Below are 25842 nucleotides of genomic sequence, written 5' to 3'. Positions count from 1 at the left end.
ATTGCGATGCTGGGACCGAGACAAGAGGCGCAAGGCGCGTTTTTTTATGAGTTCTCAATCGAGGATCACGTTCCGCAAGATCACTTGTTGAGATCCATCGACCGCTTCGTCGACCTGTCCGGCATCCGTCAGCATCTGGCGCCGTTCTACAGCAGCACTGGCCGCCCCTCTATTGATCCCGAGCTGCTGATACGCATGCTGCTGGTCGGCTATTGCCTTGGCATTCGTTCTGAACGTCGGCTGTGTGAAGAAGTACATCTGAACCTCGCGTATCGGTGGTTTTGCCGCCTTGATTTGATGGACGGTGTTCCCGATCACTCCACCTTCTCCAAAAACCGGCACGGCCGTTTCCGCGACAGCGGCCTGCTGCGCCAGCTGTTCGAAACGACCGTGGCGCGGTGCATCGCCGAGGGTCTGGTCAGCGGCCAGCGCTTTGCCGCGGATGCCAGCCTGATCGAGGCTGACGCCAACAAGCAGAACTCGACGGCGAAGGAAGACTGGAACCCGGCTGCCCTTGACCCGGAGGACGCGCCACGCGCGGTTCGGGAATATCTGGAGGTTCTGGATGATGCGGCCTTTGGCGCTGCCTCAACAGTCGAGCCCAAGTTCACATCCCATTCCGACCCGTCCAGCCAGTGGACGGCGGCTCGCAAAGGCCCCGCATTCTTTGCGTATTCGACCAATTACTTGATCGATACCGATCATGCTGTGATCCTCGATGTGGAGGCGACCCGGTCGATCCGGCAGGCCGAGGTCGGGTCCGTGCGCACAATGCTGGACCGGGTCAAAGACACGTTCGATTTGCACCCCGAGCGCATCATAGCGGATACCGCTTACGGCTCCGGTCCGATGCTTGGCTGGCTTGTCGACCGCAAGATCGCGCCGCATATCCCGGTGATTGACAAGGCCGGGCGCACTGACGGCACCTGGAGCCGCGCCGACTTCGAATGGGACGCTGAAAACAACCAATATATCTGCCCGGAAGGCGAAGCCCTCAAACAGTTCCGCCGCAACTACTCGGACCCGAACCGTGGCCCGACCGGCAAGGGTGTCGCAAAATATCAGGCCCTGAAGTTGACCTGCCAAGCATGCCCGTCAAAGCCGAAATGTTGTCCGAATGCCGACGCGCGCAAGATCACCCGCGAAGAACATGAAGACGCCCGCCAGATCGCCAGGGAGATCGCAAAAACCAGGCAATATGCCGTGTCGATGCGACTAAGGAAGAAGGTCGAGATGCTCTTCGCCCACCTTAAGCGCATTCTGGGGCTGGGAAGACTCCGATTGCGCGGCCCAAGTGGAGCGAATGACGAATTTCTACTCGCTGCCACCGCCCAAAACCTCCGCAAGCTGGCCAAGACCTTTCCTGCACCGCAGCAAATCAAGAAAGCCTGATCAGAAAGGCACTTGAGCCGTATTCCAAGACCGAGTTTCTGCGGCTGCAGCGGGGCGTTTTTCAACAGAATCGGCCGTGTGTGACGCTCGGCACCAACGGCGGAAAGTGTGAATTCGCTGCAAGTGCTCGGGTCAGAACTCAGCATGGCAAAAGCAGCCATTCAAAGGCTGAAACACCCGGCTACCCCTGCTGCGGTCTCCACCGGCGGCAGCAATGCGCAGGAAATAGCCGTTGCAAAGTCCGGACTACGAGGCATGGTTTGCCAGTATAAGAACTAAATATTGAGGAGTTGTGAAAATTAAACTGATCGACTGCACTCCGGTTTGAAGTATTTGATGAAGGAAAATAAGATTGTGTCCGAGTATCTTGAAAAACGTGATGATCCAGCGCTGGACCTGCTTATCCACAGGCTTGAAGCCGCCGAAAAGCTAGGCTCCAGACTCATTGATTTATAACCAAAACAAGATGGTTGCTGCGAGGGCGATTGCAGACAGGAATACCTTTGGACATCGGTCGTATCGGGTGGCTATCCGTCGCCAGTCATTCAAGCGGCCGAACATGATCTCGATCCGGTTCCGTCGTTTGTAACGACGCTTGTCGTATTTGACGGTCTTGCCGCGCGACTTTCGTCCCGGGATGCAGGGCGTTATTCCCTTATCTACAAGGGCTTCACGGAACCAATCCGCGTCATAGCCCCGGTCTCCCAATAACCACCCGGCGGCTGGGAGACTATTCACGAGGGCTCTGGCCCCAGTATAATCGCTGACCTGGCCTGCAGTCATGAAGAACCGGATCGGCCGGCCAATCGTGTCGGTGACGGCATGTAACTTCGTGTTCATACCACCTTTCGTCCGACCGATCAGGCGTCCACGCCCCCCTTTTTTGCCCGCAGGCTGGAAGCCGTGCGATGCGCTTTCAGATAAGTTGCATCAATCGAGATCGTATTGTTGTCGGGCGCTTCGGCAGCCAGTCCTGTCATGATCCGCGCGAACACTCCCATGTCACTCCATCGTTTCCAGCGGTTATACAGGGTCTTGTGCGGGCCATACTCACGGGGTGCATCACGCCAACGCAACCCATTGCGGTTGATGAAGATAATACCACTCAGAACACGCCGGTCATCGACGCGTGGCACACCATGACTCTTCGGGAAATACGGCCGAAGCCGCGCCATCTGATCTTCGCTCAGCCAGTAAAGATTGCTCATGAAGCCCCCCTCGGTTCGGGAGCTTGAATCATGCAGTCCTGATTGCTTCAAGCAGATTAATGGGTCCAGAGCCTAGTCAACGCTGCGCGCACGGCTTCTGCGCTGAATTGCTCAGAGAGTCTTGGTGCTATCTGAGTCTAATTTATTAAACGATAAGTTGTCAAAAGAGACACCCTATCCGGCGAAAGGCCGGTTGGAGAGATCAAGTAATAGTTGAAATAGATATACTAATAAACTACCCTAGGTTAAATGTGGGAAATTAGTCAATGAAGATTCGTTTCGCAATCCAATTTTTTATTATTGCTTTGTTATGCGCCTGCAGCTTTGGGGCAGCTGAGTTTCAAATTTATCGCCAAGCCTTTGAGATTCAATATGTCGAAGGCGACAAAGTACTTGATGAAGTTGGGCGCGCCGAACGCAAACTGATGCAACAAAAATTCAACCGCTTGAGCGGAGTGCGTTCATTTGACCCTGACGAAGCCAAATATTACCTCAAGGTAGGTGATCCGCCGCTGGCGGGAGCCATTCGGGCTAGTCTGACCGCGTTAAAAGACTACAATGATGCGCTTTCAGGGTTCGCTACCGGAGAAGCTGCGGCAGCGGTGCGGTCGGAACTGAGTTCCGCCAGTTCTTCGCTTGAGGCGTCTCTCACCACACTGGGAGGGGCAACAGGCGTAGATGCGGCCTTTGTCAAAATCCTGTCGGAAGGAATTGGAAGAGTTCTTTTGGTTCTCGAAGTTTTGGAGCGGGCGCAGAATCGTGCGGTTTTCCGCGAACGGTTGGTTGCAGCGCATCCCGACATGAAAAACCTGATGCTGGAGTTGCGCCGTGGCACTGGTCCGATGTTCGATGTTGTGAAGCTTGGCTATACCACTAGAGGCTCACTTGGCGGCACAGACGGAATCAACACGGACAACCTCAAGAGATTGGAAGATTTCCGCGGACTTCTTGCTGGCTGGGTCATTTTGATCGACCAGTCTGTTCTGGCTATGGATCAGGCGGTGCTTGCCGTGGCAACTCAGGCCTATGCGCCCGATCTCACCTCGCTGATTAAGGCTTCGGTTGAAATCGAGGTTTTAGCGGAGGCGATAAAGACGGCACGAAACTAGGCTGATTATTCCAAAATTGGAGGTTTGCATGGGTTACGAGCAATATGAACAGGAGTTGTTGGTGCTGCGTCGCTCTCTAGAGGCTCCGTTTGCCAAAGCTCAGGCCGCAGGCGATTCAGCGGAGATGCAGCGACTGGAGGACATTGCTGGAGAAATCGACGATCTGCGTATCGACCTGGGGTTACATACTCTGGGAGAACTGGCCTTTAATTTGGCGCGCATCCGCGAGAAGATTGACGGGCACAAGGTGAACCTTGACAGTCTGGCCAACGGGCCGCTGTCGGCAATTAAAAAGGCCATAGAGGATATTTTCGCCCAGACCGCTGAAGAGAGTATCGCAACTCCACTGGTTGCAGATACAAACGTGGATTCTTCAGTGAAAGCGCAATCTCCTGTTCTGGAGCCTTCGGGCCAGCTAGTCCTGACCGAGGCCCACCTTATTGCTCTGTGGCGGCGTTCTCTGTTTCCCATCGACGTTGGCCGAATCACAATCTTTGGTCTACGCGGTTGCCGACCGGTGGAGTTTTCGGGCACAGGCATGGGGGCGCAACACGAGATCGTCATGACCCCAGTAGATTATCAAGTCATGAAGTGCTGCATTGGCCATTGGAAACCCGGCGATGGGCTCGCCCTCTTTCCCGGCTCCACGGTACCATATGGTCCGATCGTAATGTCTAAGATTTCCAACGATGGGCGAGGGGTGAACCAAATAGGGCGCGGTCGCTATAGCCGTTATACCGCCGGATGGCACAAGCGCAGCGAAGGTTCCAGCGGGCATTGGGCATTACAGCAGGCTTGCGCAATAACTATTCAGAGAACAGGCGATGACGACGATTATGATTTGACCGACCGCTGGCACGTGGGGAGCATTGCAGGCGACAATATTCACTGTGCCTTTCATATGGGCGTAGATGGCAACCCTGCGGATGCAAAATTTTCTTCGGCTGGTTGCCAAGTGATTGCAGGCACCGTGAAAAAGGGCAAACTAGGCTCGGAGGTCGGGCCGTATAAAACGTTTATCACGCCTTTCGCCGACAAGCTCGGCCGACAGAAAGAAGCGCAGTATGTGCTTTTTGATGCAGAAGAAGCGCAGATGATGATCCGAACGAAGTGTGTGGGCAAAACCGTTCTCCTAAGATTTGGCTCTTACGGTCCGATCGTGGAAGAGTTTCAAAAAGCACTCAACCGCAAAAATAACGCGCACCTGAAGGTAGATGGCGATTTCGGGCCGGGGACCTTCAACGCGGTGGTCGACTTCCAGACCCGTATTTTCGGACCGGAGGCCGATGATGGCATCGTCGGTGCAGATACAGCGGCGGAGCTGGGTATGGCGCTGCCTGCGTTTGACTTTGGCAACGCCGTCAGCGGCGGGTCTGGACACTCCGGGCCGTCCGGTGCGCTGACCGGAACTGGGCCAACACCTTCACCGATACCACCCGCTGCGGCGGCGGGAGAGTCACTAGCCTTTGGGAAGATCACCCGAAACAAGCATGGTCAGGCCTTTAACGATAAGGTGATTGGTATCGCCTCTAGAATAAAATGCGATCCCAATCACTTGATGGCGGTTATGGCTTTCGAAACCGGTGAGTCCTTCTCACCGAGCATAGAAAACGCGGCGGGCAGCGGGGCTATAGGGCTAATACAGTTCATGCCAGCAACCGCGACGCACCTAGGAACAACCTCTGCCAAACTGGCTGCTATGTCAGCTATCGATCAACTCGGCATAGTGGAAGCATATTTCAAGATGCAGGTGAACGGACGGCCAATGCCCGCCTTGAGCGATCTATACATGGCTGTTCTCTGGCCGGCGGCTGTTGGAAAACTGGACAGCCATGTTTTGTTTGCCAAAGGAACCAAGGCGTACGCGCAAAACGCTCGCCTTGACATCAACAAGAACGGCAAGATTACGAAAGCTGAGGCTGCGAGTAAGGTGCAGGATAAGTTGGTCTTGGGCATGAAGGAAAATCGGTTTGGTTGATTTTGAGGATCGATGAGGCCGAAAGAGTGTTTTACACCGGTCAAGATACATACGGTCTCATAAATTGGAGGCATTTCTAAACCTGAAAACTTCTCAGAAGACGCATTGCAGTTAAAAATAGATGGGAGATACTGATGAACATTTCACTTCTTGTTTTTATCGCCGCGCTTACTACTGCACCTTTGATTTCTTATGCGGAAGTAAAAACTCCTGGATACATAGGGGATCAACCAACCAACGAAACCCGAGGAGATCGGGTTTTTGTCTTCATCCATGGCCTAAGTTCTAACGGTGGTCAAAATGCAGTGACTACATGGACAAGTTCTGACGGTAAATTCTGGCCGCAGATGCTTCATGACGACCCAGACTTTCAGGGAGTAGACGTTTTTGTCGCCGATTATGAAACGAGTGCTTGGGCGCCAAATACATTTAGATCCGTATCTCAGGGGTTAGAAAGCCAACTTTTAGAAGCGGGTATCGAAAATTACAGTGAGATCTATTTTATAGCTCACAGTTTAGGAGGGGTTGCGCTTCGTCGGGCGATCCTGGATTCTGATATCCTTCGACACAAGACAAGTGCGCTCTTTATGTTTGCCGTTCCAAACGGGGGTGCCAGCCTAGCTGATCTCGTTTACTATGTACCGAGAGCCGGTCCATTGGTGGCGCTCCTCAAAACCACGGAAGGTGATAGTGATAGCCCCCTAGATCAGTTAAAAAGTGAATGGATCGATAGCGCCACAGAGATACCAAGTTTTTGTGGATTTGAAATTCTACCAAGAAGGCGGCAGCTCGTTCCACGCGAGAGCGTTGAGCCACTATGTACAGACGGTATTTCCTCTCTTAGCAGAAACCACTCGACGGTGGTAAAGCCTGACTGGGCGGACAACCGTCGGGAGCCCGCCGACCCGCATCGTCTAGTAAAAAAGTGGTATAATCAGGTGCTTCAAAATAATGGGTTTGTGCATGGGGTTGAGAAATTTGACAATAGAGAAATCGCAATTGCAAGTTGTCCCGGGGATCGTGAGTATAGCGCTGAAACTATTCGTAATATCCGAGGAATTGTAAGAGTGAACTCCGCCGGACTATCGGTTGGTGTCACCAGGCCGATGCCCACGCAATGGATACACAGTGACTACACCAGCCAAATTTGGGATATTAATCCGCCAAAGTGGGTCGTCGTTCACTATTCGTGCTTCGAACGATCCGACCCAAATTCAAATATTGGAAGAAATGAGAACTTTATACTATTTGCCAAAGACATGCTTCGCAATGGAGTAAGTATTTTATCCTATTCTCGGACATTCCGAATTTCCAAACAGCGAAGACTCAATATATGTGATAACTTTAGAACATCTTCACTGCTCGATAATCAAACCGAATCCGCAAAAATTTATATGTTTGAGGTCGAGGATGGGACTATTATTGGTGGTGGAAATGCAGCTGTAAATCGTGAATTTGGTAACGCGATCTATGACGTTGTTTCCAACAACGGTGAGAAGTTTTTTTCTAACCAAATGTGTCAAGAGGCGTTTAGCGACTGATTTGACACCGCGTTTACTGGCGCGTGCGATTGCAAGCGCTCATTGGAACGAGCGCAGCGAACGGCCGCTACGTCCCTCTCAGCATGCATCCGGTAGTGGGTAATGCTGCGTTCGTCATAAATGGCAGCAATTCGAAAGCTGCACGGCAGCACCAACGCAGCAGGTGAACGGCCGCTTCTTTATTGGGGCGTTTGGGTCAAGCTCGTTTACCTTCTTCGATCGGGTCTTTGTCTGTCATCCGGGTCACGCTTCTCTTCGCAGTCTGGTTGATGCCGTGATGGCATCGCTGCACGCATATGTCGGATCGGCACTGGGGAGCCTTGCTTTGGGACGCGCTTCAAATTGCGCAGCAGACATTTTCGGCTTCGTCCATGAACCTCGTCCGGTGAGCGACGACCCGTCAGGGTTGGGTGCTGGCTATTAGATCATGCCATGCCCTCCATGTTTTCCTGACGGAATTCTGTGCCATCCATCCACATGTGATGAAGCAAGACGGCAAGTTTGCGTGCAACGTCGACAACGGCGCGACGGCGACCCTTGGTCCGCATCAACCGCATGCCCCCTGACTTGATCTGTGAGCCAGCCATCGTTCGCATGAGAAGCGCATTCGCGGCGGCATACAGCGTCGCACGGACATCCCTGTCGCCCGTTTTGGATATGCGGCCGGGATTGTCGTGTTCGCCCGATTGGTAGCGTCTTAGCGTCAGCCCAAAATGTGCGACAACGGTGCGGGACCTCCGGAACCGGGACGGATCATCAACGGTTGATTTGAAGGTCAGCGAGGCAATGGGGCCGACGCCTGGAACCGTCATCATCCGCATGCAATCCTCATCTCGGTTGGCCGCGCGCTTGACGCGCCGATCGAGTTCCAAAAATGCTGATAGAGAACCACCCGGGCGTCCAAAAGCGAAACCAGGGCATGCGCCAGAACCTCGTCCATCTCGATTAGCGGTCGGACAATACCGTCGAAGCTGCCATGCTTCACGGTCATGGGCAGGCGGATGCCGAAGATCTTCAAAAGGCCGCGGACTTCGTTCGCGAGGTCTTCAGAAGCGCCTTGCGGGTGCTCAGCAGCGCACGGACGCCATGAGCCTCCCGGCTCTTCATATGAACCGGGCTGAAATAGCCGGTGCGCAAGACCTGGGCGAAGCCGCGCGCATCGTTCTTGTCGGTCTTGTTACGCATGGCCGACAGCGCCGCATTCACTTGACGTGTTGGCCACGTGGATGAACCGCAAGAATAAATGCGTTGTTGAAGTGCGCTGGCACCCTGGAAATATCGGTGCCGTTGAAGCGCGCCTTGGAGACGAATGGTTCGAAATCCCTGCCGTTCAGGACGGTCTTGAAGGTGTCTCGGCCCAAGCCTGGCTCGCCGCGAGCCGTGAGCTCCGTGCGTCTGATCCGGCGCGCAAGGCGCATGATCAAGAAGTCATCTTCAAAGCGATCGAAGCGATCACCTCACGTAACGCAGCGGCCATCGCGACGGCGGGACTGATCGTGACTGACTGGTCGCCCGAGCGAATTTTGCGCGAGGAAAATCGTAATTTAATCGGTTTCGCAGTCGGTAGTTCAAAAATGGATGCCAAGCGAGACGGCGCTGCTGGTCGCGTGATCCCGGATGCCGATGAATACGATCCTTCAGTTGAGGTTCCGAAGAAAAAGCCCGTGCCTAGGCTCCAGACTCATTGATTTACAGCCAGAACAAGACGGTTGCTGCGAGGGCGATCGCAGACAGGAATACCTTCGGGCAACGGTCGTATCGTGTGGCGATCCGGCGCCAGTCTTTCAGGCGACCGAACATGATCTCGATCTGGTTACGTCGTTTGTAGCGACGCTTGTCGTATTTGATGGGCTTGACGCGCGACTTCCGCCCGGGGATGCAGGGCCGTATTCCCTGACCTATAAGGGCTTCTCGGAACCAATCCGCATCATATCCCCTATCTCCTAATAGCCAGTCGGCCGCTGGCAGGCCATTCACCAGGGCTCTGGCTCCAGTGTAATCGCTGACCTGACCGGCGGTCATGAAGAACCGGATCGGCCGCCCGATTGCATCGGTAACGGCGTGCAACTTCGTATTCATGCCGCCTTTGGTCCGCCCAATCAGACGTCCACGCCCCCCTTTTTTAACCGCAGGCTTGACGCCGTACGGTGGGCTTTCAGGTAAGTCGCGTCGATTGAGATCGTCTTGTGGTCGGGGGCCTCGGCAGCCAGCCCCGTCATGATCCGCGCGAATACTCCCATGTCACTCCACCGTTTCCAGCGGTTGTAAAGCGTCTTGGGCGGGCCGTATTCCCTTGGAGCATCGCACCATCTCAACCCATTGCGGTTGATGAATATTATGCCGCTCAAGACACGCCTGTCATCGACGCGAGGGCGGCCATGGCTCTTAGGAAAGAAGGGACGAAGGCGCGCCATCTGCGCCTCGGTTAGCCAGAACAGGTTGCTCATGAATGTGGTCTCCTTGCCGAGCCTGAATCATGCCAACAGCCTGAAATCAATGGGTCTGGAGCCTAGCCCGCCGCCACGCAGGGCCATGGGAGCGAAAGATGTCAGCGATCTCCAGCTTGGGCCGGGGCAACGCCCGGACCGGTCACTCCAGGCTTCGCTTCACCGTCTGATCCTGCAATTTGGCCAACATCTCATAAGGGCTGACGGTATCGCGGATCGTCTTGGTCGCGACATGGGTGTACCGCGCGGTGGTCGTCAGCTTGGCATGCCCGAGAAGCACCTGGATCACCCGCACGTCCGTGTTGGCCTCCAGAAGGTGGGTGGCGAAGCTGTGTCGCAATGTGTGCAAGGTGGCGGGCTTCTTGACCCCGGCCATATGCTTGGCCGAGGTGAAAGCGCGGTTCAACTGCCGCGGTGAGATCGGGTTAATCTTGGGCTTCCCCGGAAACAGCCATCCCTCCGGCCGTGCCTCGCGCCACCAGGCACGCAAAAGCTCTAACAACCCGGGCGACAGCATCACCTTGCGGTCTTTCTGACCCTTGCCCAGCTCGACATGGATCAGCATGCGATCGCTGTCGATGTCGCCGATCTTGAGGTTGCAAACCTCGGCGGCACGCAGACCTGCGCCATAGGAAATGCTGAGCGCCGCGCGATACTTCAATCCAGGCCCGGGAGCAGCCATCAGGATGTCGGACACCTCCTCGACGCTGAAGACCACGGGCAGCTTGCGCGGTTCGGTGCGGAATTGCATGTAGCGCTTCATCTCTTCGCGCCCGCAGGTCATGCCGAAAAAGAACCGCAGTGCCACGATGCGGGTGTTAAAGGTCGATGGCGTGACCCCTGCGTCCGTCATATGCAGCTGATAGGTGCGCAGGTCCTCCGGCGTCGCGGTATCTGGTGATCGCCCAAGGAAAGCCGCAAAATCCTTGATTGCCCGAATATGGGACTTTTGATGTTTGTCGCCCATCCCACGGATGCGCATGTCTTCGATCATCCGCTGGCGAAGCGGGCTCATCTTCTCCTGTGTCATGGGAACCTCCTGATTGACGATTGAGAAACTCCAATCGTCAATCAGGTCAGCCAGATCACAAAATGCGCACAGCTAAGGGCTGTTCACCCCATCAGCCAAAAGCGCCAATGCCGCGGAGCGGCTTCGTCCCAGGGCCGGGTGCGAAGCCCCCCCATGCTCCAAAGGCGACCGCCACGCCGCGCGCGCCTCCGACGATGCCAAATTTTGGGCACATTTCTCCTGCAATAACCCTCTATATCTATGGATTGGAGATTTCGATGGCGCAGCCTGTGTCAGTGCTTGTCGATGGAGATAACATTAGCGGTAAGCACGCTGGACAAATTCTTTCCGTCGCCGCTCAGCACGGCGAACCAACTCTGGTTCGGGTCTATGCTGATGCGCAGCGTCCCTCTGACTGGCATGGTGCGATTGGCTACCGAATGCTGCATGCGGGAACGGGTAAGAACGCCGCAGACATTCTGCTGGCACTGGATGCGATGGAATTGGTGCTATCTAAGAATCTGCGCTGTTTTGTAATCGCGAGTTCTGACGGTGATTTTACCCATCTTGCCACCAGATTGCGCGAACACGGAGCAACGGTCATCGGGATTGGTGAAGCAAAGGCGCCGAGTGCCTTTCGAGCGTGTTGTAGCGATTTTGTAGAAATCGGCACGACGCGGCCCGTGCGCCTTGTGCCAAAACCGGCGGCGACTGCCGCGGCGCTTGACCAAAAGATCCGTGCCATGATTGGGGCGCACAGCAAGAAGGGCATGGGCATGTACATCGCTGAACTCGCCCCGAAAATGCACAATCAACATGGCGTTCGGATCAGCGCATACCCCGAGCGGAGTTGGCGCGCCTATCTGATCGCGCGACCATCGCTCTACGAACTGGACCCTCGCGGCCCCGAAGCCATGGTTCGTTTTCGTCCCGAGGGCTTTACTCAAGTGGCGTAAGCGCCCAATCGGCGTCCAGCGCGAGCCCGTCCTTGGTTACGTTACTGCAGCAAGCATGAATGGCCGGTTTTGGGGGGAGCTGCATCGCAGCGTTCGGTTGCCCGATGAATGGCAGCTCAGGGCCGGTCGTGCCCCTCCGCCATAGAAACAACGGCTTGCATAAATACTCTGCTCCGGTGCAAATTGATCTCATGCCGGTTAAAGAAATATTCGCCATCGCCGACGTCCGCATCCCGGTCAAACGCAAAAAGACCCTGGATCCCGGAAAAGTTGATGATATTGCCGAGGATATGCTGGAAAATGGCCAAACCACCCCCATACGCCTGCGCACCGGTAAAACCGGCGGCTATGTTCTTATCGAAGGCTATCACCGTTTAGAAGCCCTCCGCGCCCTCGGCGAAGACAAAGTCGAAGGGTATCTGGTCCACGCCCGGCTGCACTGAATGTATTGGTCGCCGTTTTAGAACGGCAGTTGTCGCCCCGCAGACCCTCGTTTGCAGCCCCAAGTGCTGCACTGTTCATGAATGGCAGGAATGCGGGAGCTGCACTGCAGCGTTGGCAGATGACGTGAAGGGCGCTCTGGGCCGACCTCGACTGAATTCCTTTCTGCGAGATGGCTTACTGCTTGGCCTCAAAGATGACGGACATCCGGCTGAGGATGTCTATCGGCTGTCCTTCGGAAAGCGCTCTGCATCGGTCAGCGAGCTCGTTCATCCTCTCATTGACGGCGGTGCGCACATCGTCGGGCTGCTCTTGGAATGCCCTATAGATAGCGTCGATCCCAAGATAGTCTGGAATTTCGCCGCCAGATGCGCTTCTCTGGCTCACGGTTTCTTTTGCTTCGATCCAGAAAACATCAAGCTCGTGAGCCCAAGACTCGGCCAACTTTTCCAAAGCTGGCAGGGTGAGCGTTCCGAAAAGCTCCTGGCCAGCATCGACAAGGGACTGCCCTGTCAGGAAGTTTGCGAGTGACGCAAGAAGGGATACTGTTCGTGCCGGACGGATATCCCAATGCGTCAGGTGCGCAAGCGTGCTGCCAAGTCGGCTCAACGTCGCAGACATCTCTGTCAGGTCCGGCCTGTGATCCTGCATGCCCCGACGCCGCGTTTCCGCATAGGCACCGCCAAGGAGGCGGGCTGCCTCGGTCTGATCGCCCACGATCTCTGCGCGCCCAGCGACGTCACGCACTGCGAGTAGGCGGGGCGGCAAGACGGTTGGATCTTGCGGGCTTCCTGTGCGGCCGCCCAGAAGCAGGATTGTGGCTGGTTCACGCGAAGAAAGCAGGCAAAGGTCGGCGCCCCAAAGGCCACGCGGCTTTGCAGACTCGACGCGCTCAAGGACCTCCGGAGGGACCGAGCGTCGAAGATCTTCCAGCAGGTCAAAATAATTTCCGGATCGAAGAATGCGAGGTTTCTTGATCTGGTCCAGCACCAGATCGGTCAAATCGCCGGCTGCGAACTCGACCAATTCCGAAGGCAGATCATCCGCGCCGACCCCCGACAATAATGCGATGCTCGCAACGCGTGCGCGTGCCTTATGATCGGACGACAGAACCAGACCGGGAAGATCGAAGGTGTAGTAGTGAATACGTGAGTTAGGGCTGTCGATGCGGTCGATCCGTCCCAGGCCTTGAATCAGGCTCTTCACATCGGAGGTGACGCCGATGATCCCAAGGGCGGACGCGATTTGGAGGTTAATCCCTTCGGCCATCTGAAATGTCAAAAACATCGTGCGCGACTTCAGCGGATCAACGTGCTTGCCGTCAATGCCAAAATATTCCTGTGCTTCCGCGCCGGATCGGACATGGTGTAGTTTTTTTCCGGACTTGATCCGGGCTCCGGGAGCGACAACAAAGACCTCGGGCCCCCGGCCGCGTTGCCCTGCGAGGAGTTTGGCGTAGATCTCAAGCACGCCGACTCGTTCGGCAAGAAAGATGGCGTGACCGTGTTTTTTAAGGATGCCACGCATGACATCAGCCCGAGCCTCATCAATGCTGTCGAGGCTGGGGTGGTTCAAAAGCCGAGTGATCCGATCACAGATCGGTGTTTGGCTGCTTTCAGTTTCAGTGCTCAGTTCTTCCGGCAGTGCGCCATCCGGAACCGGTATCTGACGAGTGTTCTGTTTCTCTGCCCGCCGCAAGTTCTCGCCGATTGAAGCGCGTCCCCTCTGATCGGCGTCGCTGTCGCGCTCCCGCGTCCATTCCTCGCGAGCAAAGGTCACTGACGCGCGCAATAGCGCGAGGAAGTTCCGTATGTGGATGCGCGACTTGTCATGGAACCTTACCTCGGTTTGTCCCGCACGCTGAGGATCGGCCGAAACGAGGGTGATCCCTGTGGTGATGCACTCGGCCAGCGTCTTGATCCGATCGATGAGCTGCCTTTGCTGCTCGTTCAGTTCCGTATCCTCTCGGTGGCTTCTGATTGCCGGATAGACGAAGGCGCCTGTCGTTCTATCAGGGCTTTCACCTATACAGGCGCGCTGGCGCCGGACCACATATGGCGCGAGTGCGTCTGCCAGGCCTGCCTGGAGTGCGCTGATTTGCAGACCTCGGGTTTCAATTGAGCTTTCGAGGTTTTCGACTTCGTTCTTGAGCGTGTCAGCGCTGTCAAACAAATCGTCCTGCACACTCTGCGCTTCGATCCGACGATTCACCTGATCGAGGTGGTGAATGAGCTCTCCGCGCTCTCGGACCTTCGCCATGTGTTGATTGATCTGGTCTGTTATGACCGGGGGAACATAAATTGAGGCGCGCTTTTCATGGAAGGCGAGCAGGCCGTCGAGGCCCTGATTTCCCATGAGAGTTGCGGACAAACAAGCAGTCCAAATCGCCGGGCTGCGCTCGAAGACGAGCGAACGCGCCGAAGGGGTGAGATACCGGGAGCTTAGTCGGTGACTTTCATCAACGATCATTGACGCCGATGAGCGGACGGCCCGGTTGATTTCCTCGAGTTCAGCAGCTTCTTCCTTTCCCCGGCGTGACAAATGACTGTGCTTGATAGGCTTGAAGTTCGCTGGCGCATTTGTTGTCCAGTTCTTCAAGACACTGGCCGGTATCAGGGCGAGCGAGCCAAGCCGCTGCTGATCGGCGCGCTCGCCCCAGGAAAAGACCGCCTGCCCATGACTGACGGGCAGCACTGTAGCGAGGTGTTTTCCGATGTCGGTCTTTCCGGCACCAGTGGGCGCTTCGACGAAGGCAAAGCCATGCTCATAGACAGTTCCAGCCGCTTCATAGACAAGATCGGCTTGGAAGGGTTGCGGCGGTCGACCGGCACTTGTTTTCCCGGCAACTCTCCAAGGCGTGAAGCTGGTCGCTTCATGAACCGCTCGCGCGACGCCTTCTTCAGGTGTGACGAGCCGGATGAGTGACCGCAGGATTTCCATCGCCGTTTCGTTCCAGTCGCGGCCCATGTCCCAGAATTGCTCTGCCGCCGTGCGCCGCGCCATAGCAAGGACGGGCCAGTCATTGGCATCGTCAGTGAATTCGAGATTGCGGCGCAGACCGTTGATCGAGAAGTTTGCGCTTCCCGAGAGCGCCGTTTGCTCGCCCACAAAGAGCTTGGCGTGAAGCGTCGTTGGCCTCCGCCCCAGTATGGTTTTGGCCAAAGCCGGATCATAGACGCGGAATTGGACAACGCCGCGCTCGATGGCATCCATCGCGAGAACCGCTCGAAGGTCGGCCAAATCGACAACAGAAAAGCCTCTCGCGCCAAGAAAATGCTGGCGTGCTTCTTCGGCGACCGAGCGGCCGCCGCCACCCAACACCTGCCGTGTTTCTGTGTTGGAGCCGAAGACGATACGAATGCTGCCCTGCGGGCGTTCGTTAAGGTCTTCCAATGTTTCGAGCAAAATCGTCAGGGAGGAGAGGAAATCCTGATAACCGGTAACGATTAGGCAATGTGGCTCCTTGAGAGCGTTTTTGGCTAAGCTATGGACCGAGCGGGTTGAGTTATCGGCCCATGCCTCATGTTGCGGCGATGTAGGCGCCTCGACCGCGCTCTCTTCCGGGTCGGTGTCGCCGGTTCGGGAAAAGAAACGCGAGATCAGTCCTTGCCTTGCAGTGGTCGTCATATGCTTTGTTTACCTACACCCTGTGAGAAACTTCCGACTTACGTCTCACAGAAACGCTGCCTCTTGCCTGCACGCTACCTTACGTCATCGTGAGCTTGTTTCATCATGGATATTGCTGTGTCGATTTCGCCGCAGCAAGATTGAATGGCCGCTCTGGCAAATATCGCACTACGGCTTATTCTGATCTTGAAAGGCAGTTCAGGGCTGTTTGAAGTGGTCCGGCAAATCTGTCCAGTTTTGCCGGACCACTTCACCTCGATTCCGGATCAACAGTAGACACCGTAATCTATCCGCGACAGGTAGGTTTCGACCACCTCTGCCTCGCCGGATGTACAGATCAGGTCTATGGGTCTGCGGCGATTTAAGCCAATCGCGGGGCGGTTCATCCACTCTTCCGCGGCGTCCCTGGAGCCAAAGACGGAAATGGCCTGCTCGAGAATGTCAGCGTAGCGATCCATGATGTCCTCCTGTGGCGATAGGGTGCAGCAGATGCCCGATCCCGTCAACATCACTCGCCGTGTCGTCGTGCAACATGCCCCCGGTGCTGGCGTGATTGCAGAGGCCGCCTCGTGGCGGGACAGGCCGTCGCGGCCTCGGATGAGCCGTCTCAGGATGCGTTGCGATTCGCGCCGCGCTGAGCTTCAAACCGGCCGCAGAAGCCCAAAAACAGCTTGCGAGAGAATCGGCTGTGGCAATGCCCCGAGTTGACGTCCGACGACGTGATGCCGGGTGTACCTGAACTGATCCCGATGATTCAGGTTGAATGCACTTTCCCCGACGGCACCAAACTGGTCACCGTACATGACCCTATCCGTCCCGGAAACGAGAAGGGCGAGCGCTTGTTTCCAGGCGAACTGGGCGTCGACGATGGCGAGATCGAGATCAATGCGGGCCGCCGTACAGCGATGCTGACCGTCACCAATACCGGCGACCGGCCTGTCCAGATCGGCAGTCACTATCATTTCTTCGAAACCAACAAGGCGCTCGATTTTGATCGGGCCGCCGCCTATGGCTTGAGGCTCGACATTCCTGCTGGCACCGCTGTCCGGTTCGAGCCCGGCGAGGCCAAGGAGGTCACGCTGACTGAATTTGGAGGCACGCAGGAACTGTATGGTCTGAACAATCTGACCAACGGTTCGGCACGGTGCGACGAAACGAAAACCCAAGCATTGCTTCGCGCCCGAGAGCGCGGATTCAAGGGAGCGTAAACAGATGGCCACGATGAATCGTAGGGATTATGCCAACATGTATGGCCCGACCAAGGGCGATCCCGTCCGGTTGGGTGATACAAACCTTTATGCCGAAGTCGAACACGACTTTGCCCTCCCGGGCGACGAGTGTCTGCACGGCGGCGGCAAGACATTGCGCGACGGGCTGGGCCTAACCCCTGGGTTTGACAGCGCAATGGGCGCATTGGACATGCTGCTCTGCAATGCAACGGTCATTGATCCCGTTCTGGGCATCATAAAAGGTGACGTCGGCATAAAGGACGGCAAGATCGTCGGTGTCGGCAAGGCGGGCAATCCCGGAACCATGGATGGGGTACACCCCAATCTGATCTGTGGCGCGGCAACCACCGTGCGCGACGCAGAAGGCCTCATTGCGACGCCGGGTGGAATCGACGTGCATGTTCACTTTGACAGTGCCCAACTCTGCGATCACGCGATTGCGTCTGGTCTTACCACAATGATGGGCGGTTCGTTGGGTCCGATTACCGTGGGTATCGATTGTGGCGGTGCGTTCAATGTCGGCAAGATGATTCAGGCATCCGAGGCCTTTCCGCTCAACTTTGGTTTCTTGGGCCGTGGCAACACATCCAAGCCACGCTCGATTTACGATCAGATCCTGGGCGGGGCAGTGGGACTCAAAATTCACGAGGACTGGGGGGCGATGGCAGGGGCGACACTCACCGCTGACAGGTCTGCTTTCCTTTGGGCTTCGGCAAATCTGATAGTACTAATTTGTTATGTCCTTTTCACCAAGCCGGTTTCGGAGTATTGTGACGCTGCTTGCCTGGCGCGCAGAACTGCGAGATCAGGTAACGTAAGGTTTAACCGGGTGTCGGATCCGCTCGAAACCAAGCGGCCTAATGGGGAGCTTTTTTGTGTCTTGTTTTTCGCTCATATCATGGTCGCGCGGCACCGAAAATTTAGGGCGCTTCAAAGACAATAGGGTTCAAACCCGAAGAACAAACGATCAACTCAAGAAAAAGGTATGATGAAGCTTCCATCTATGCGCGCATTGCAAGCGTTCGATGCTGTCGGGCGACTATTGAACATGACCAAAGCGGCTCATGAATTGAACGTTTCACCCAGTGCGATAAGCCAACAAATCAAAATTCTCGAAAATGCTATCGGCATGAGACTCCTAGTCCGCAAAAGTAGCGGTCTCGTGTTGACCGAGGTCGGTTCGGCCTACCATCAAGCGATCTCCACGATCTTCGCCGATTTGAACAAAACCAGTAGTGAAATTGTGGATCACTACCGCTCAAACGCACTTGTCGTCAGTTCCTTACCTTTGCTGGCCAGTCGTTGGCTTTCCACTAATATGTTCACTTGGCAAGAAGCGCATCCTGACATCAGTTTACACTTGGTAGGTGCGGTGACCGAACCCACTGCCGACAATCGCAAGAAATTCGACTTCCGGATTACGTATGGTGAGAAAGCGCATCTTTTCGACCATTCTGTGCCCTTATTCACCGATAGTCTTACGCCGGTTTACAGCCCCAAACTCGGTATATCGGGACCTGACCCACAGCCCGGTGATCTGTTGAAGCATCGCCTTCTCACAATCGACTGGCAGCGCTTTCTATCCCCGGCTCCGACTTGGCAAGACTGGTTCAGCCTTTTTGGCATAGATGGTAGAGAAATTGACGAATTCTTCACGTTCTCGCTATCCAGCCTAGCGATTGAAGCCGCGATGGAGGGGCGTGGCGTGGCGCTTATCCAGAAGGCGCTCGTGGTTGAGGAGATAAAGGCAGGATATTTGATCGCGCCCTTCGATCAAGCGCTAGCACTTCCATCGCCCTATATTCTCGCTTGGAATGATGCGGTGTTCGACAAGGATGGCGCAAGCGAGTTTCACCGATGGCTTGTGGGGTTGGCAAGGCAACAGCCCTCGGCGGCGTCTACAGACTGATGTTGCCCATATCGGGTTGTCGGATGAGGTGATTTCCGGCTGTCCGTGATCTTGGTGATCCCCAACTCCAACCTTCCAGAATGCATCTTCTCGACGTTAGATTCCCTTAATTCAGGTGAAGCAAACCTAACGTTCCTGAGCATTGACGGAATCACTTTGACCTATCTTACTTGTCTATACCTAACGGGCATCTGCGGGGGTGCGGTTTCAGAAGGTGACCTCGCGTTTATCATTTGAAGTATCGATTCAAGGGAGCGCCGTCGTGCCGACATTCCATATGCATCCTGCGGCACGTTCGCTGCTCCTGATTTGCTTTTGCACAGTCAAAGAACGGGAAAATCCGGCATGAAAGTCGAACAGACAACAGTCCAGCAGATACCGCTCGAAGATCGCAAGGGGCGGCCACGCCACCTGTTGTGGATCTGGTTCAGCATCAACGTCATGCCCTTGACGATCATCACCGGGGTCTTGGGGCCGAGTGTATATAGCCTGTCGTTCGGCTGGACTGTTGCCGCGATCATAATAGGCAACCTAATAGGGGCAATCTTTACGGCTCTTCACTCTGCCCAGGGACCTGGCCTCGGTATTCCGCAGATGATCCAGTCGCGGGCCCAATTTGGTAGCTATGGCGCGCTGGCAATCGTATTTGTGGCAATTTTCGCCGGCGTCGGCTTTGCCGCGTCAATTTTCGTGCTGGGCGGTCAGGCGCTGCATCAGCTGTCCAGCGCAATATCCGTCAATCTCGGCATCTTTTTGGTGGCATTGGCCGTCGGGGTCGTGCTGGTTTTTGGGTACGATCTGTTCCATAAGTTCAACCGGGTTATCGTGGGTATCCTGGGTTTGGGCGCGCTGCTGACCTATGTCTGGATACTAGGAGTGAACGGCCTGCCGGACACCGAAGTCGAGGGGCTTGGCGTCAGCTTTTCCAGCTTTTTGGGAATGACAAGCCTCGCAGTGGTGTGGCAGCTCGCTTATGCGCCCTACGTGTCTGACTATTCACGTTACATGGCCCCCGAACACGCAGCCTCCGCATCCTTCTGGACCACATATTGGGGTACCGCCACCGGAGCCGCGATATTCATGATTCTCGGTGCGCTGATCGGTTCTGTATCGGGCGACGTCGACACGATCGGTGCCATTGCTGGCCTGACGGCCGGTATCGCCGGCTTCATCATGCTGACCTTCGTGCTTGGCACCATAGACGCCGGAATGATCAACATCTACACGCCGATGCTGTCAGTCGTGACGATTGGGCAGACGTTCTGCTCGTCCTGGATGCCGCGCGCACCCACGCGTATCCTGATCAGTGCCATACTTCTGATCATATCGGTCTTCATCGCGATCTTCGGGCAGGAGCAGTTCCTTACAAACTTCACTTTCTTCATCTACGCGCTGCTATACCTCTACGCACCATGGACTGCGATCAATCTGGTCGATTACTACATGATCCGGGAAGGCGACTACGATGTGGCGTCGATCCTGCGCGCCGACGGCGGCATTTATGGCAAGTTCCAACCGATCGGCTTTACCTGCTACGTCATGGGCATTCTGATCCAGATACCCTTCATGGTAATCTTTCCAATTGCCGGTGTGACTGACGGCTACACCGGAGTGGTCGCAGCTGCCCTCGACGGTGCGGACATCGCATGGTTGGTTGGCATCGGAGTCACCGCGCCCATCTATTACTTTTGGTACAAGGCCGCCGGTCCGCGCGTCGTTACCCTGTCAAACTAATCTCTCGTTCAAAGGAGTTACCCCATGAAAATCCAAGCGGTAATTGCAGCTAATCCCAAGTCACCTTTCCTCGTAGAAGAGGTCGAGTTGGGCGAGCCTCGGGCGAACGAGGTGGTCGTCCGTGTTGTCGGTGCCGGTTTGTGCCACACCGATCTGGTCGCACGTGACAAGGAATATCCTGTGCCCCATCCGCTAGTAGTGGGGCATGAAGGATCAGGTATAATCCATGCGGTCGGCGACGCCGTCACGAAGGTCGCCGTTGGCGACGCGGTGGTGATGACCTTCGTCACTTGTGGGAATTGCGATCCCTGCCACGCCGGTAAACCCGCGTACTGCAAGAGCCTGTACGATCTGAACTTCTCGGGCGGGCGTCCTGACGGAAGCACCCCCCTCAGCAGGGACGGTAAGGATTTGTGCGGCTGTTTCTTTGGGCAATCGTCCATGGCGGACTATTGCATCGCGTCCGAGAACAACATCGTTAAGGTCACCAACTCATCGGTTCCGCTAGAATTGCTGGGCCCACTGGGCTGCGGAGTGCAGACGGGCGCAGGTGCCGTCATCAATAGTCTGCAACCACCCGCAGGCAGCAGTATCGCAATCTTTGGTATGGGCTCGGTCGGGCTGAGCGGCGTCATGGCCGCCAAACTGGTAGGATGCAGCAAGATCATTGCGGTCGACATTCTGGACAGCCGGCTGGAGAAGGCTGTGTCGCTGGGTGCGACGCATACGATAAATTCCTCCGATAAAGACCCTGTCGAGGCGATCCGCGAAATCACCGACGGCAAGGGCGCGGAATTCTCTCTCGACATGGTCGGACGCCCAGAGGTCCTTCGCGCGGCGATCACGTGCCTCGGCAGTCTGGGTACGTGCGGATTGGTGGGGGCTGCGCCCTTTGGTGTCGATGCCAGTTTCGAGATGGCCGACCTGTTGTTCCACGGTCGCCGCATTATGGGCATCTGCGAGGGTGATAGCGTCCCCGAGATTTTTATCCCGCGTCTGATCGAACTCTACGCAGCCGGGCTCTTTCCACTCGATAAACTCGTGACCAAATTCAAGCTCGAAGACATCAACGAGGCGGTCGAAGCGGTTGAGCGCGGCGACGTTGTCAAAGCCATTCTCATCCCATCCTAAGGAGGAAGTATCGTGAACAAGCATGTAACTGAAAATAAATACTCTCTGACGATCAATGGTGAAGGCGTCGAAGCGAAATCAAGCTTCGGAGTAATTAATCCAGCAACCGAAGAGGTGTTCGCGCAAGCGCCGGAGGCGTCCGACCAGCAGTTGAATGCGGCATTTGATGCCGCCGAAAACGCTTTCGACAGCTGGCGCAAGGACGAGAGTGCCCGCCGGGCCGCATTGGCCGCCGCATCCGAAGCAATCACTAACGCGTCCGAGCGGCTGGCGTCAGTACTGACTGCCGAAGGCGGTAAGCCGATCGCGAACGCGCGCACCGAAGTCATGGTCGCGTCTATCTGGCTGAAATACTACTCCGAATTGGATCTCCCGCGCGAGATCATTCAGGATGACGAGCGCGCCTTTTCCGAGATTTTGCGACGTCCTGTCGGACCGGTTGCAGCCATCACTCCCTGGAACTATCCGCTGACACTTGGCTCTTGGAAGATCGGGCCTGCGCTGCTTGCTGGCAACACCATGGTGCTGAAGCCGTCGCCATACACGCCGTTGTCGACGCTGGTTATGGGCGAAGTACTGCGGGGGATTTTTCCTCCCGGTGTGCTGAACATCCTGACCGGCGGCGACGACCTAGGCGCGAAGATGACGAGCCATCCCAAAACGCGAAAGATCAGTTTCACCGGCTCCGTCGCGACTGGCAAGCATGTCGCTGCATCGGCAGCGCGCGATCTGAAACTTGTGACGCTAGAACTGGGAGGCAACGATCCTGCGATCCTACTCGACGACGTGGATATAGACGCCATCGCGCAAAATATCTTCTGGGGGGCTTTTGCAAATAACGGGCAGGTCTGCTCGGCCATCAAGCGCGTGTATGCGCCCAAATCCATCTACAAGGATGTCGTCGAAGCGCTGACTGAGCTTGCCAAAAATGCCAAGGTTGGCAACGGTGCCGACGAGTCGACCGATCTGGGCCCGCTCAACAACGCGCAGCAATATGAGCGCGTCAAAGAGCTTTCAGCTGATGCGCTGCGCAATGGAGCAAAGGCCACCACCGGTGGCAATCCGATCGACGGCCCGGGATATTTCTTTGAACCGACAATCCTCACGGGTGCTCTGGACGGCAGCCGGATCGTTGATGAGGAACAGTTCGGGCCGGTCCTGCCTATCATTCCCTACGACGATATCGATGACGCGATCGCCAAAGCCAACAACTCAAAATACGGTCTCAGCGGATCTGTCTGGGCAAAAGACACTGAACGCGGCGACGCGGTCGCGGCGCAACTGGAGGCGGGAACGACCTGGGTCAACTGTCACATGGCATTCTCGCCCGAGATCCCTTTCGGTGGCAACAAGTGGAGCGGAACAGGTCTAGAAAACGGAGTTTGGGGCGTCCAGAGCTTTACCGAACCCCACGTTGTTTATCGCACCGTCCAAGAACCCGCAATTTATCGCTGAGGGCCCAAGAAGAACGCGAACCCTTTAGTTCCTATAAAACGGCTGGTTGGAATACACTCGTCAGAAGATTTCAACCAACGTCGCCATTCTCAAAGACGCCGTGGACCTGAAAGATATTCTTGGCCAGATCGAGGCCGACTGTTGTAACCTGCATTGGGTAGCTCCTCTCATAAGCAGTCGATAACAACTGCAGTATGGCGCATTGCGACGCCGGTTGGAGCAGGAGCTATCCACACCATCCGCTTCGGCAAGAAAACGATGGTGCTGGCAAGTGAGGGAGTGGACCGCTCATGGAAACTGCGGGCGGATCATAGAAGCCCGCGCTACACGACACGGCTTTCCGATCTTCCGGTGGTTCGGTAAATTGTAGATATCTCACATTTCGGGGGTATCCCCCTCTGCCGAGGGATTCTACATTAGACAGGGGAGGCAATTGCGATGCTTGAAGCTATAACTACAGAAATGCTGCTGACTGGTGGGATTGTCGCTGCCGGCGCGCTGTCGATTGCTGGCAGCGTATTCATGCTCCGCTCTCCGCGTAAAAGGGGCACGGAAGTCGATATTGATGCGTTGGTGCGTGATGCCCCATATTATCGTCTGCAAAAAATATCATTGCAGCGCAGCGAGCCCCTTGATGAGCCTGGCACGGCGGATCTTCCCTGAACCCGCGCGGGCCGGTAGCCGCCGCATTTGTCGATCATGACGAAGACTGGTCGTGAGGGAGACATGGGGGGGTCGCAAAAAGGTGCGTCCTCGGTATTGAAATCCTGACGACCCCATCCTGAGAAATGCAGAATGCCATGATGGTACCTGGAGCCGGGCGGACTTCGACTGGGACGCCGAGAACGACCAATACATCTGCCCCGAGGACCAGACACTGAAGCAGTTCCGCCGGAACTATTCGAATTCTTGCTCGCAGCCACCGCCCAGAACCTCCGGAAACTGGCCAAGATCTTTCCTGCACCGCAGCAAACGCGCAAAGCCTGATCAAAGAGGCGCTTGCGCGCTCTTCAGGTCGTCACTTTCTGCGTAAGCAAAACGTTGTTTTTCCACAGAATGGGCGGGAAGGAGGCTTTCGCTGCGACTGCGGCGCTTCGCATTTCGAGGAGTGGAAGCAGACATTTGCCAAGCCCGATAAGTTGGGTCTCTAATGTAACGTGTGGGCTATTTTCAAGCGCATAACCACCATGGTGTTGATGGTTCCTTGCCTTGGTTTTTGACTTGGATCCTTAAGACCAATCCGATGAACCTGCACCCTCAGGTCGTGCGCCGGAGCGAGGCCAGCAACAGGCAGACAGATGCCGCGAGAAGGACCAAATCCTTGAGAAGGAACTGCCCGATATCCGCAGTAATCGCCGGAAAGCCACCAGCATCCGCCGCCGCGACGCCGGGCGTGCTCAGGAAGAAGGTGAGAGTGATTATGTAGGTGGCGCAGGACATAGCCGCCCCGAGCGCAGAGGCAACGGGGATGAACGCGCCGGCAGCCAGTGCCGAGGCAATCGCAAGCTCGATGATGCCGATGACATAGCTTGCGCCCTGAACGCCGAACAGCGCTGGCAGCCAGCTCAATATCGGGCTGTTCGACATAAGCGGCGCGATACCCTGCGCCTCGTAGGCGGTGAACTTCATGCCAGCGAACCACAGGAAGATGATGACCAGCGCCCAGCGAAGCAATGCGAGTGATGCACGGGAGCCTTCAGTCTTTTCGGCGATGCGATATGTTTCGGTCATGGTGTCCTCGATTGTCGTTTCAGAATTGATTAGACTTGCGGCACCCACCGAACGACGCGGACGCGATATCGAGCCACGCTCGTCCTTGTTAATAGGTACCGTGGCGACTTATACATGCGGCACGCATATAATAATGGCGCCACTTTTTGAAAGGTCAAGTTCTCATGGGAAATCCGTCCGACACGCTCATCAACGTCTTCGGCGCACTCACGATAGGTGTCTCGGATCAGGTTCGGTCTGCGACCTCGGAGGGGATGGCGCTGGGTGGCGAAGCAACTGCGGCGCTTGTGATAATTGGCCATGCGCCGGGTCTGTCGATCGATCGGCTGGGCCGCGTGTTGCGGCTGTCGCATCCGGGCACCGTGCGGCTGGTCGACAGATTGACGGCCGGTGGACTCGCTGAACGGCGTAGTGCAAAACATGACAGGCGCGCCGTCGCCCTGCACCTTACCGAAACGGGCGAGAGGCAACGCGGCGCTCTTCTCGACCGCCGCCAACAGGTCCTGAGCACGATGCTGGTCAGGATCGCGCCGGAAGATCAGGCTGTGCTCGAACGTGTGTCCCGAACCATGCTGCAAGGGCTCGCTACTGATGCCACCTCGGCGCTGACAATCTGCCGCTTCTGCAACGATCAGGCTTGCGCCGATTGCCCTATGACCGTCTTCGACAGGATGCTCTGAGCCGAGATGAACCTGTGTGAGAAAATGAAAACCCGAAAAAGTGCCGGCAGCCCGATGGTGGCTGACTGTTTCGGATTTGCCGTGGCTCTTCGGCGCTGAGGCCTGTTTCGGGCACCGCAGACTGCAATATGGGCTGTTCAATCCTGTCCAGAATGGAATGTGCCCAGTAAAGTGCGAAGCACTCTATTCAATTTTTTGTGTGAACACAGGGCTGTGATGCATTGATGAGCACCACTTATGTTACTCACGCATACAATTGGGGCCA

Annotated in this window: 24 protein-coding genes and 1 pseudogene; 16 read left to right on the top strand and 9 right to left on the bottom strand. The window is 55.9% G+C overall.

Features of this window, described 5'->3' with window-relative positions:
• Nucleotides 1-6 precede the first annotated feature (6 nt).
• Nucleotides 7-1392 carry an IS1182 family transposase gene (locus tag U3654_RS10235; RefSeq protein WP_324751449.1) on the top strand — a complete coding sequence of 462 codons (1386 nt, stop codon included), beginning with the start codon at nt 7-9 and terminating at the stop codon, nt 1390-1392.
• Between the two features lie 450 nt (nt 1393-1842).
• Here the strand turns inward: U3654_RS10235 and U3654_RS10230 are convergent.
• Nucleotides 1843-2600 (bottom strand): IS5 family transposase gene (locus U3654_RS10230; protein WP_324751448.1). Its coding sequence is split into 2 segments (ribosomal slippage): nt 1843-2279 and nt 2279-2600, totalling 759 coding nucleotides; the frame shifts between segments, so codons are not numbered across the junction.
• 266 nt (nt 2601-2866) lie between these two features.
• Here U3654_RS10230 and U3654_RS10225 point away from each other — a divergent pair.
• The 3 genes from U3654_RS10225 (at nt 2867) to U3654_RS10215 (ending at nt 7228) form a co-directional block, all read left to right on the top strand.
• Nucleotides 2867-3709 (top strand): hypothetical protein, encoded by an 843-nt coding sequence (locus U3654_RS10225; RefSeq protein ID WP_324751447.1) that lies wholly within the window; start codon nt 2867-2869, stop codon nt 3707-3709.
• Nucleotides 3710-3737: 28 nt separating this feature from the next.
• Nucleotides 3738-5687, top strand: a complete 1950-nt coding sequence (locus U3654_RS10220) for a peptidoglycan-binding protein (protein WP_324751446.1) — start codon at nt 3738-3740, stop codon at nt 5685-5687.
• A 134-nt stretch (nt 5688-5821) separates the two neighbouring features.
• Complete coding sequence (locus tag U3654_RS10215) at nt 5822-7228, top strand: hypothetical protein (RefSeq protein WP_324751445.1); 1407 nt, start codon at nt 5822-5824, stop codon at nt 7226-7228.
• Between the two features lie 425 nt (nt 7229-7653).
• Here the strand turns inward: U3654_RS10215 and U3654_RS10210 are convergent, their stop codons facing one another.
• Genes U3654_RS10210 through U3654_RS10200 form a run of 3 tightly spaced genes read right to left on the bottom strand, consistent with a single transcriptional unit; the run spans nt 7654 to nt 8413 of the window.
• Nucleotides 7654-8043, bottom strand: coding sequence for a transposase (locus tag U3654_RS10210; RefSeq protein WP_324751444.1), 390 nt, complete (start codon nt 8041-8043; stop codon nt 7654-7656).
• Nucleotides 8040-8246: a hypothetical protein gene (locus tag U3654_RS10205; protein WP_324751443.1), complete on the bottom strand. Its 207-nt coding sequence runs from the start codon at nt 8244-8246 to the stop codon at nt 8040-8042. The genes U3654_RS10210 and U3654_RS10205 overlap by 4 nt, the downstream gene beginning before the upstream one ends.
• Nucleotides 8243-8413, bottom strand: a complete 171-nt coding sequence (locus U3654_RS10200) for a hypothetical protein (protein WP_324751442.1) — start codon at nt 8411-8413, stop codon at nt 8243-8245. The genes U3654_RS10205 and U3654_RS10200 overlap by 4 nt, the downstream gene beginning before the upstream one ends.
• 41 nt (nt 8414-8454) lie before the next feature.
• On the opposite strand from U3654_RS10200, the gene U3654_RS10195 reads away from it, so the two are divergent.
• Complete coding sequence (locus U3654_RS10195) at nt 8455-8916, top strand: hypothetical protein (protein ID WP_324751441.1); 462 nt, start codon at nt 8455-8457, stop codon at nt 8914-8916.
• A gap of 1 nt (nt 8917) precedes the next feature.
• Here the strand turns inward: U3654_RS10195 and U3654_RS10190 are convergent.
• Both U3654_RS10190 and U3654_RS10185 read right to left on the bottom strand, forming a co-directional pair.
• Nucleotides 8918-9675, bottom strand: a protein-coding gene (locus tag U3654_RS10190; RefSeq protein ID WP_324751440.1) for an IS5 family transposase whose coding sequence is annotated in 2 segments (ribosomal slippage) — nt 8918-9354 and nt 9354-9675 — 759 coding nt in all. Because the reading frame shifts where the segments join, the coding sequence is not laid out codon by codon here.
• 142 nt (nt 9676-9817) lie between these two features.
• On the bottom strand, nt 9818-10705 hold the full coding sequence (locus U3654_RS10185) for a site-specific integrase (protein ID WP_324751439.1): 888 nt from the start codon (nt 10703-10705) through the stop codon (nt 9818-9820).
• A gap of 257 nt (nt 10706-10962) precedes the next feature.
• On the opposite strand from U3654_RS10185, the gene U3654_RS10180 reads away from it, so the two are divergent.
• Both U3654_RS10180 and U3654_RS10175 read left to right on the top strand, forming a co-directional pair.
• Nucleotides 10963-11640 (top strand): NYN domain-containing protein, encoded by a 678-nt coding sequence (locus U3654_RS10180; protein ID WP_324751438.1) that lies wholly within the window; start codon nt 10963-10965, stop codon nt 11638-11640.
• A 59-nt stretch (nt 11641-11699) separates the two neighbouring features.
• Nucleotides 11700-12083: a ParB N-terminal domain-containing protein gene (locus tag U3654_RS10175; protein ID WP_324751437.1), complete on the top strand. Its 384-nt coding sequence runs from the start codon at nt 11700-11702 to the stop codon at nt 12081-12083.
• 175 nt (nt 12084-12258) lie between these two features.
• On the opposite strand, the gene U3654_RS10170 is transcribed toward U3654_RS10175, so the two are convergent.
• Nucleotides 12259-15708: a hypothetical protein gene (locus U3654_RS10170; protein WP_324751436.1), complete on the bottom strand. Its 3450-nt coding sequence runs from the start codon at nt 15706-15708 to the stop codon at nt 12259-12261.
• 266 nt (nt 15709-15974) lie between these two features.
• Nucleotides 15975-16166 carry an antitoxin Xre/MbcA/ParS toxin-binding domain-containing protein gene (locus tag U3654_RS10165; RefSeq protein WP_324751435.1) on the bottom strand — a complete coding sequence of 64 codons (192 nt, stop codon included), beginning with the start codon at nt 16164-16166 and terminating at the stop codon, nt 15975-15977.
• A 246-nt stretch (nt 16167-16412) separates the two neighbouring features.
• Here U3654_RS10165 and U3654_RS10160 point away from each other — a divergent pair.
• From U3654_RS10160 to U3654_RS10130, 8 genes and pseudogenes are all read left to right on the top strand, one after another.
• Nucleotides 16413-16916, top strand: a pseudogene (locus U3654_RS10160) (urease subunit beta); the annotation flags it as partial.
• 4 nt (nt 16917-16920) lie between these two features.
• Complete coding sequence (locus tag U3654_RS10155) at nt 16921-17880, top strand: amidohydrolase family protein (protein ID WP_324751433.1); 960 nt, start codon at nt 16921-16923, stop codon at nt 17878-17880.
• A 42-nt stretch (nt 17881-17922) separates the two neighbouring features.
• Nucleotides 17923-18846 carry a LysR family transcriptional regulator gene (locus tag U3654_RS10150; protein ID WP_324751432.1) on the top strand — a complete coding sequence of 308 codons (924 nt, stop codon included), beginning with the start codon at nt 17923-17925 and terminating at the stop codon, nt 18844-18846.
• Nucleotides 18847-19191: 345 nt separating this feature from the next.
• Nucleotides 19192-20580 carry a purine-cytosine permease family protein gene (locus U3654_RS10145; protein ID WP_324751431.1) on the top strand — a complete coding sequence of 463 codons (1389 nt, stop codon included), beginning with the start codon at nt 19192-19194 and terminating at the stop codon, nt 20578-20580.
• A gap of 24 nt (nt 20581-20604) precedes the next feature.
• A complete protein-coding gene (locus U3654_RS10140) occupies nt 20605-21711 on the top strand; it encodes an NAD(P)-dependent alcohol dehydrogenase (protein ID WP_324751430.1) in 1107 nt (368 codons plus the stop codon).
• A gap of 12 nt (nt 21712-21723) precedes the next feature.
• On the top strand, nt 21724-23166 hold the full coding sequence (locus U3654_RS10135) for an aldehyde dehydrogenase family protein (RefSeq protein WP_324751429.1): 1443 nt from the start codon (nt 21724-21726) through the stop codon (nt 23164-23166).
• 153 nt (nt 23167-23319) lie between these two features.
• Nucleotides 23320-23529, top strand: a complete 210-nt coding sequence (locus U3654_RS20510) for a DUF4113 domain-containing protein (RefSeq protein WP_416384507.1) — start codon at nt 23320-23322, stop codon at nt 23527-23529.
• A gap of 75 nt (nt 23530-23604) precedes the next feature.
• Nucleotides 23605-23829 (top strand): hypothetical protein, encoded by a 225-nt coding sequence (locus U3654_RS10130; protein ID WP_324751428.1) that lies wholly within the window; start codon nt 23605-23607, stop codon nt 23827-23829.
• A gap of 594 nt (nt 23830-24423) precedes the next feature.
• Here the strand turns inward: U3654_RS10130 and U3654_RS10120 are convergent.
• Entirely contained in the window at nt 24424-24897 is a 474-nt protein-coding gene (locus U3654_RS10120) for a YkgB family protein (protein WP_324751427.1), read from the bottom strand.
• A gap of 164 nt (nt 24898-25061) precedes the next feature.
• On the opposite strand from U3654_RS10120, the gene U3654_RS10115 reads away from it, so the two are divergent.
• Nucleotides 25062-25577, top strand: a complete 516-nt coding sequence (locus tag U3654_RS10115) for a MarR family winged helix-turn-helix transcriptional regulator (protein ID WP_324751426.1) — start codon at nt 25062-25064, stop codon at nt 25575-25577.
• Nucleotides 25578-25842 lie beyond the last annotated feature (265 nt).

It is taken from the genome of Roseovarius sp. Pro17 (genome assembly GCF_035599575.1).
Taxonomy (GTDB): Bacteria; Pseudomonadota; Alphaproteobacteria; order Rhodobacterales; family Rhodobacteraceae; genus Roseovarius.
The sequence above is the reverse complement of the archived record's forward strand: the minus strand, read 5'-3'. Positions and strand labels throughout refer to the sequence as shown.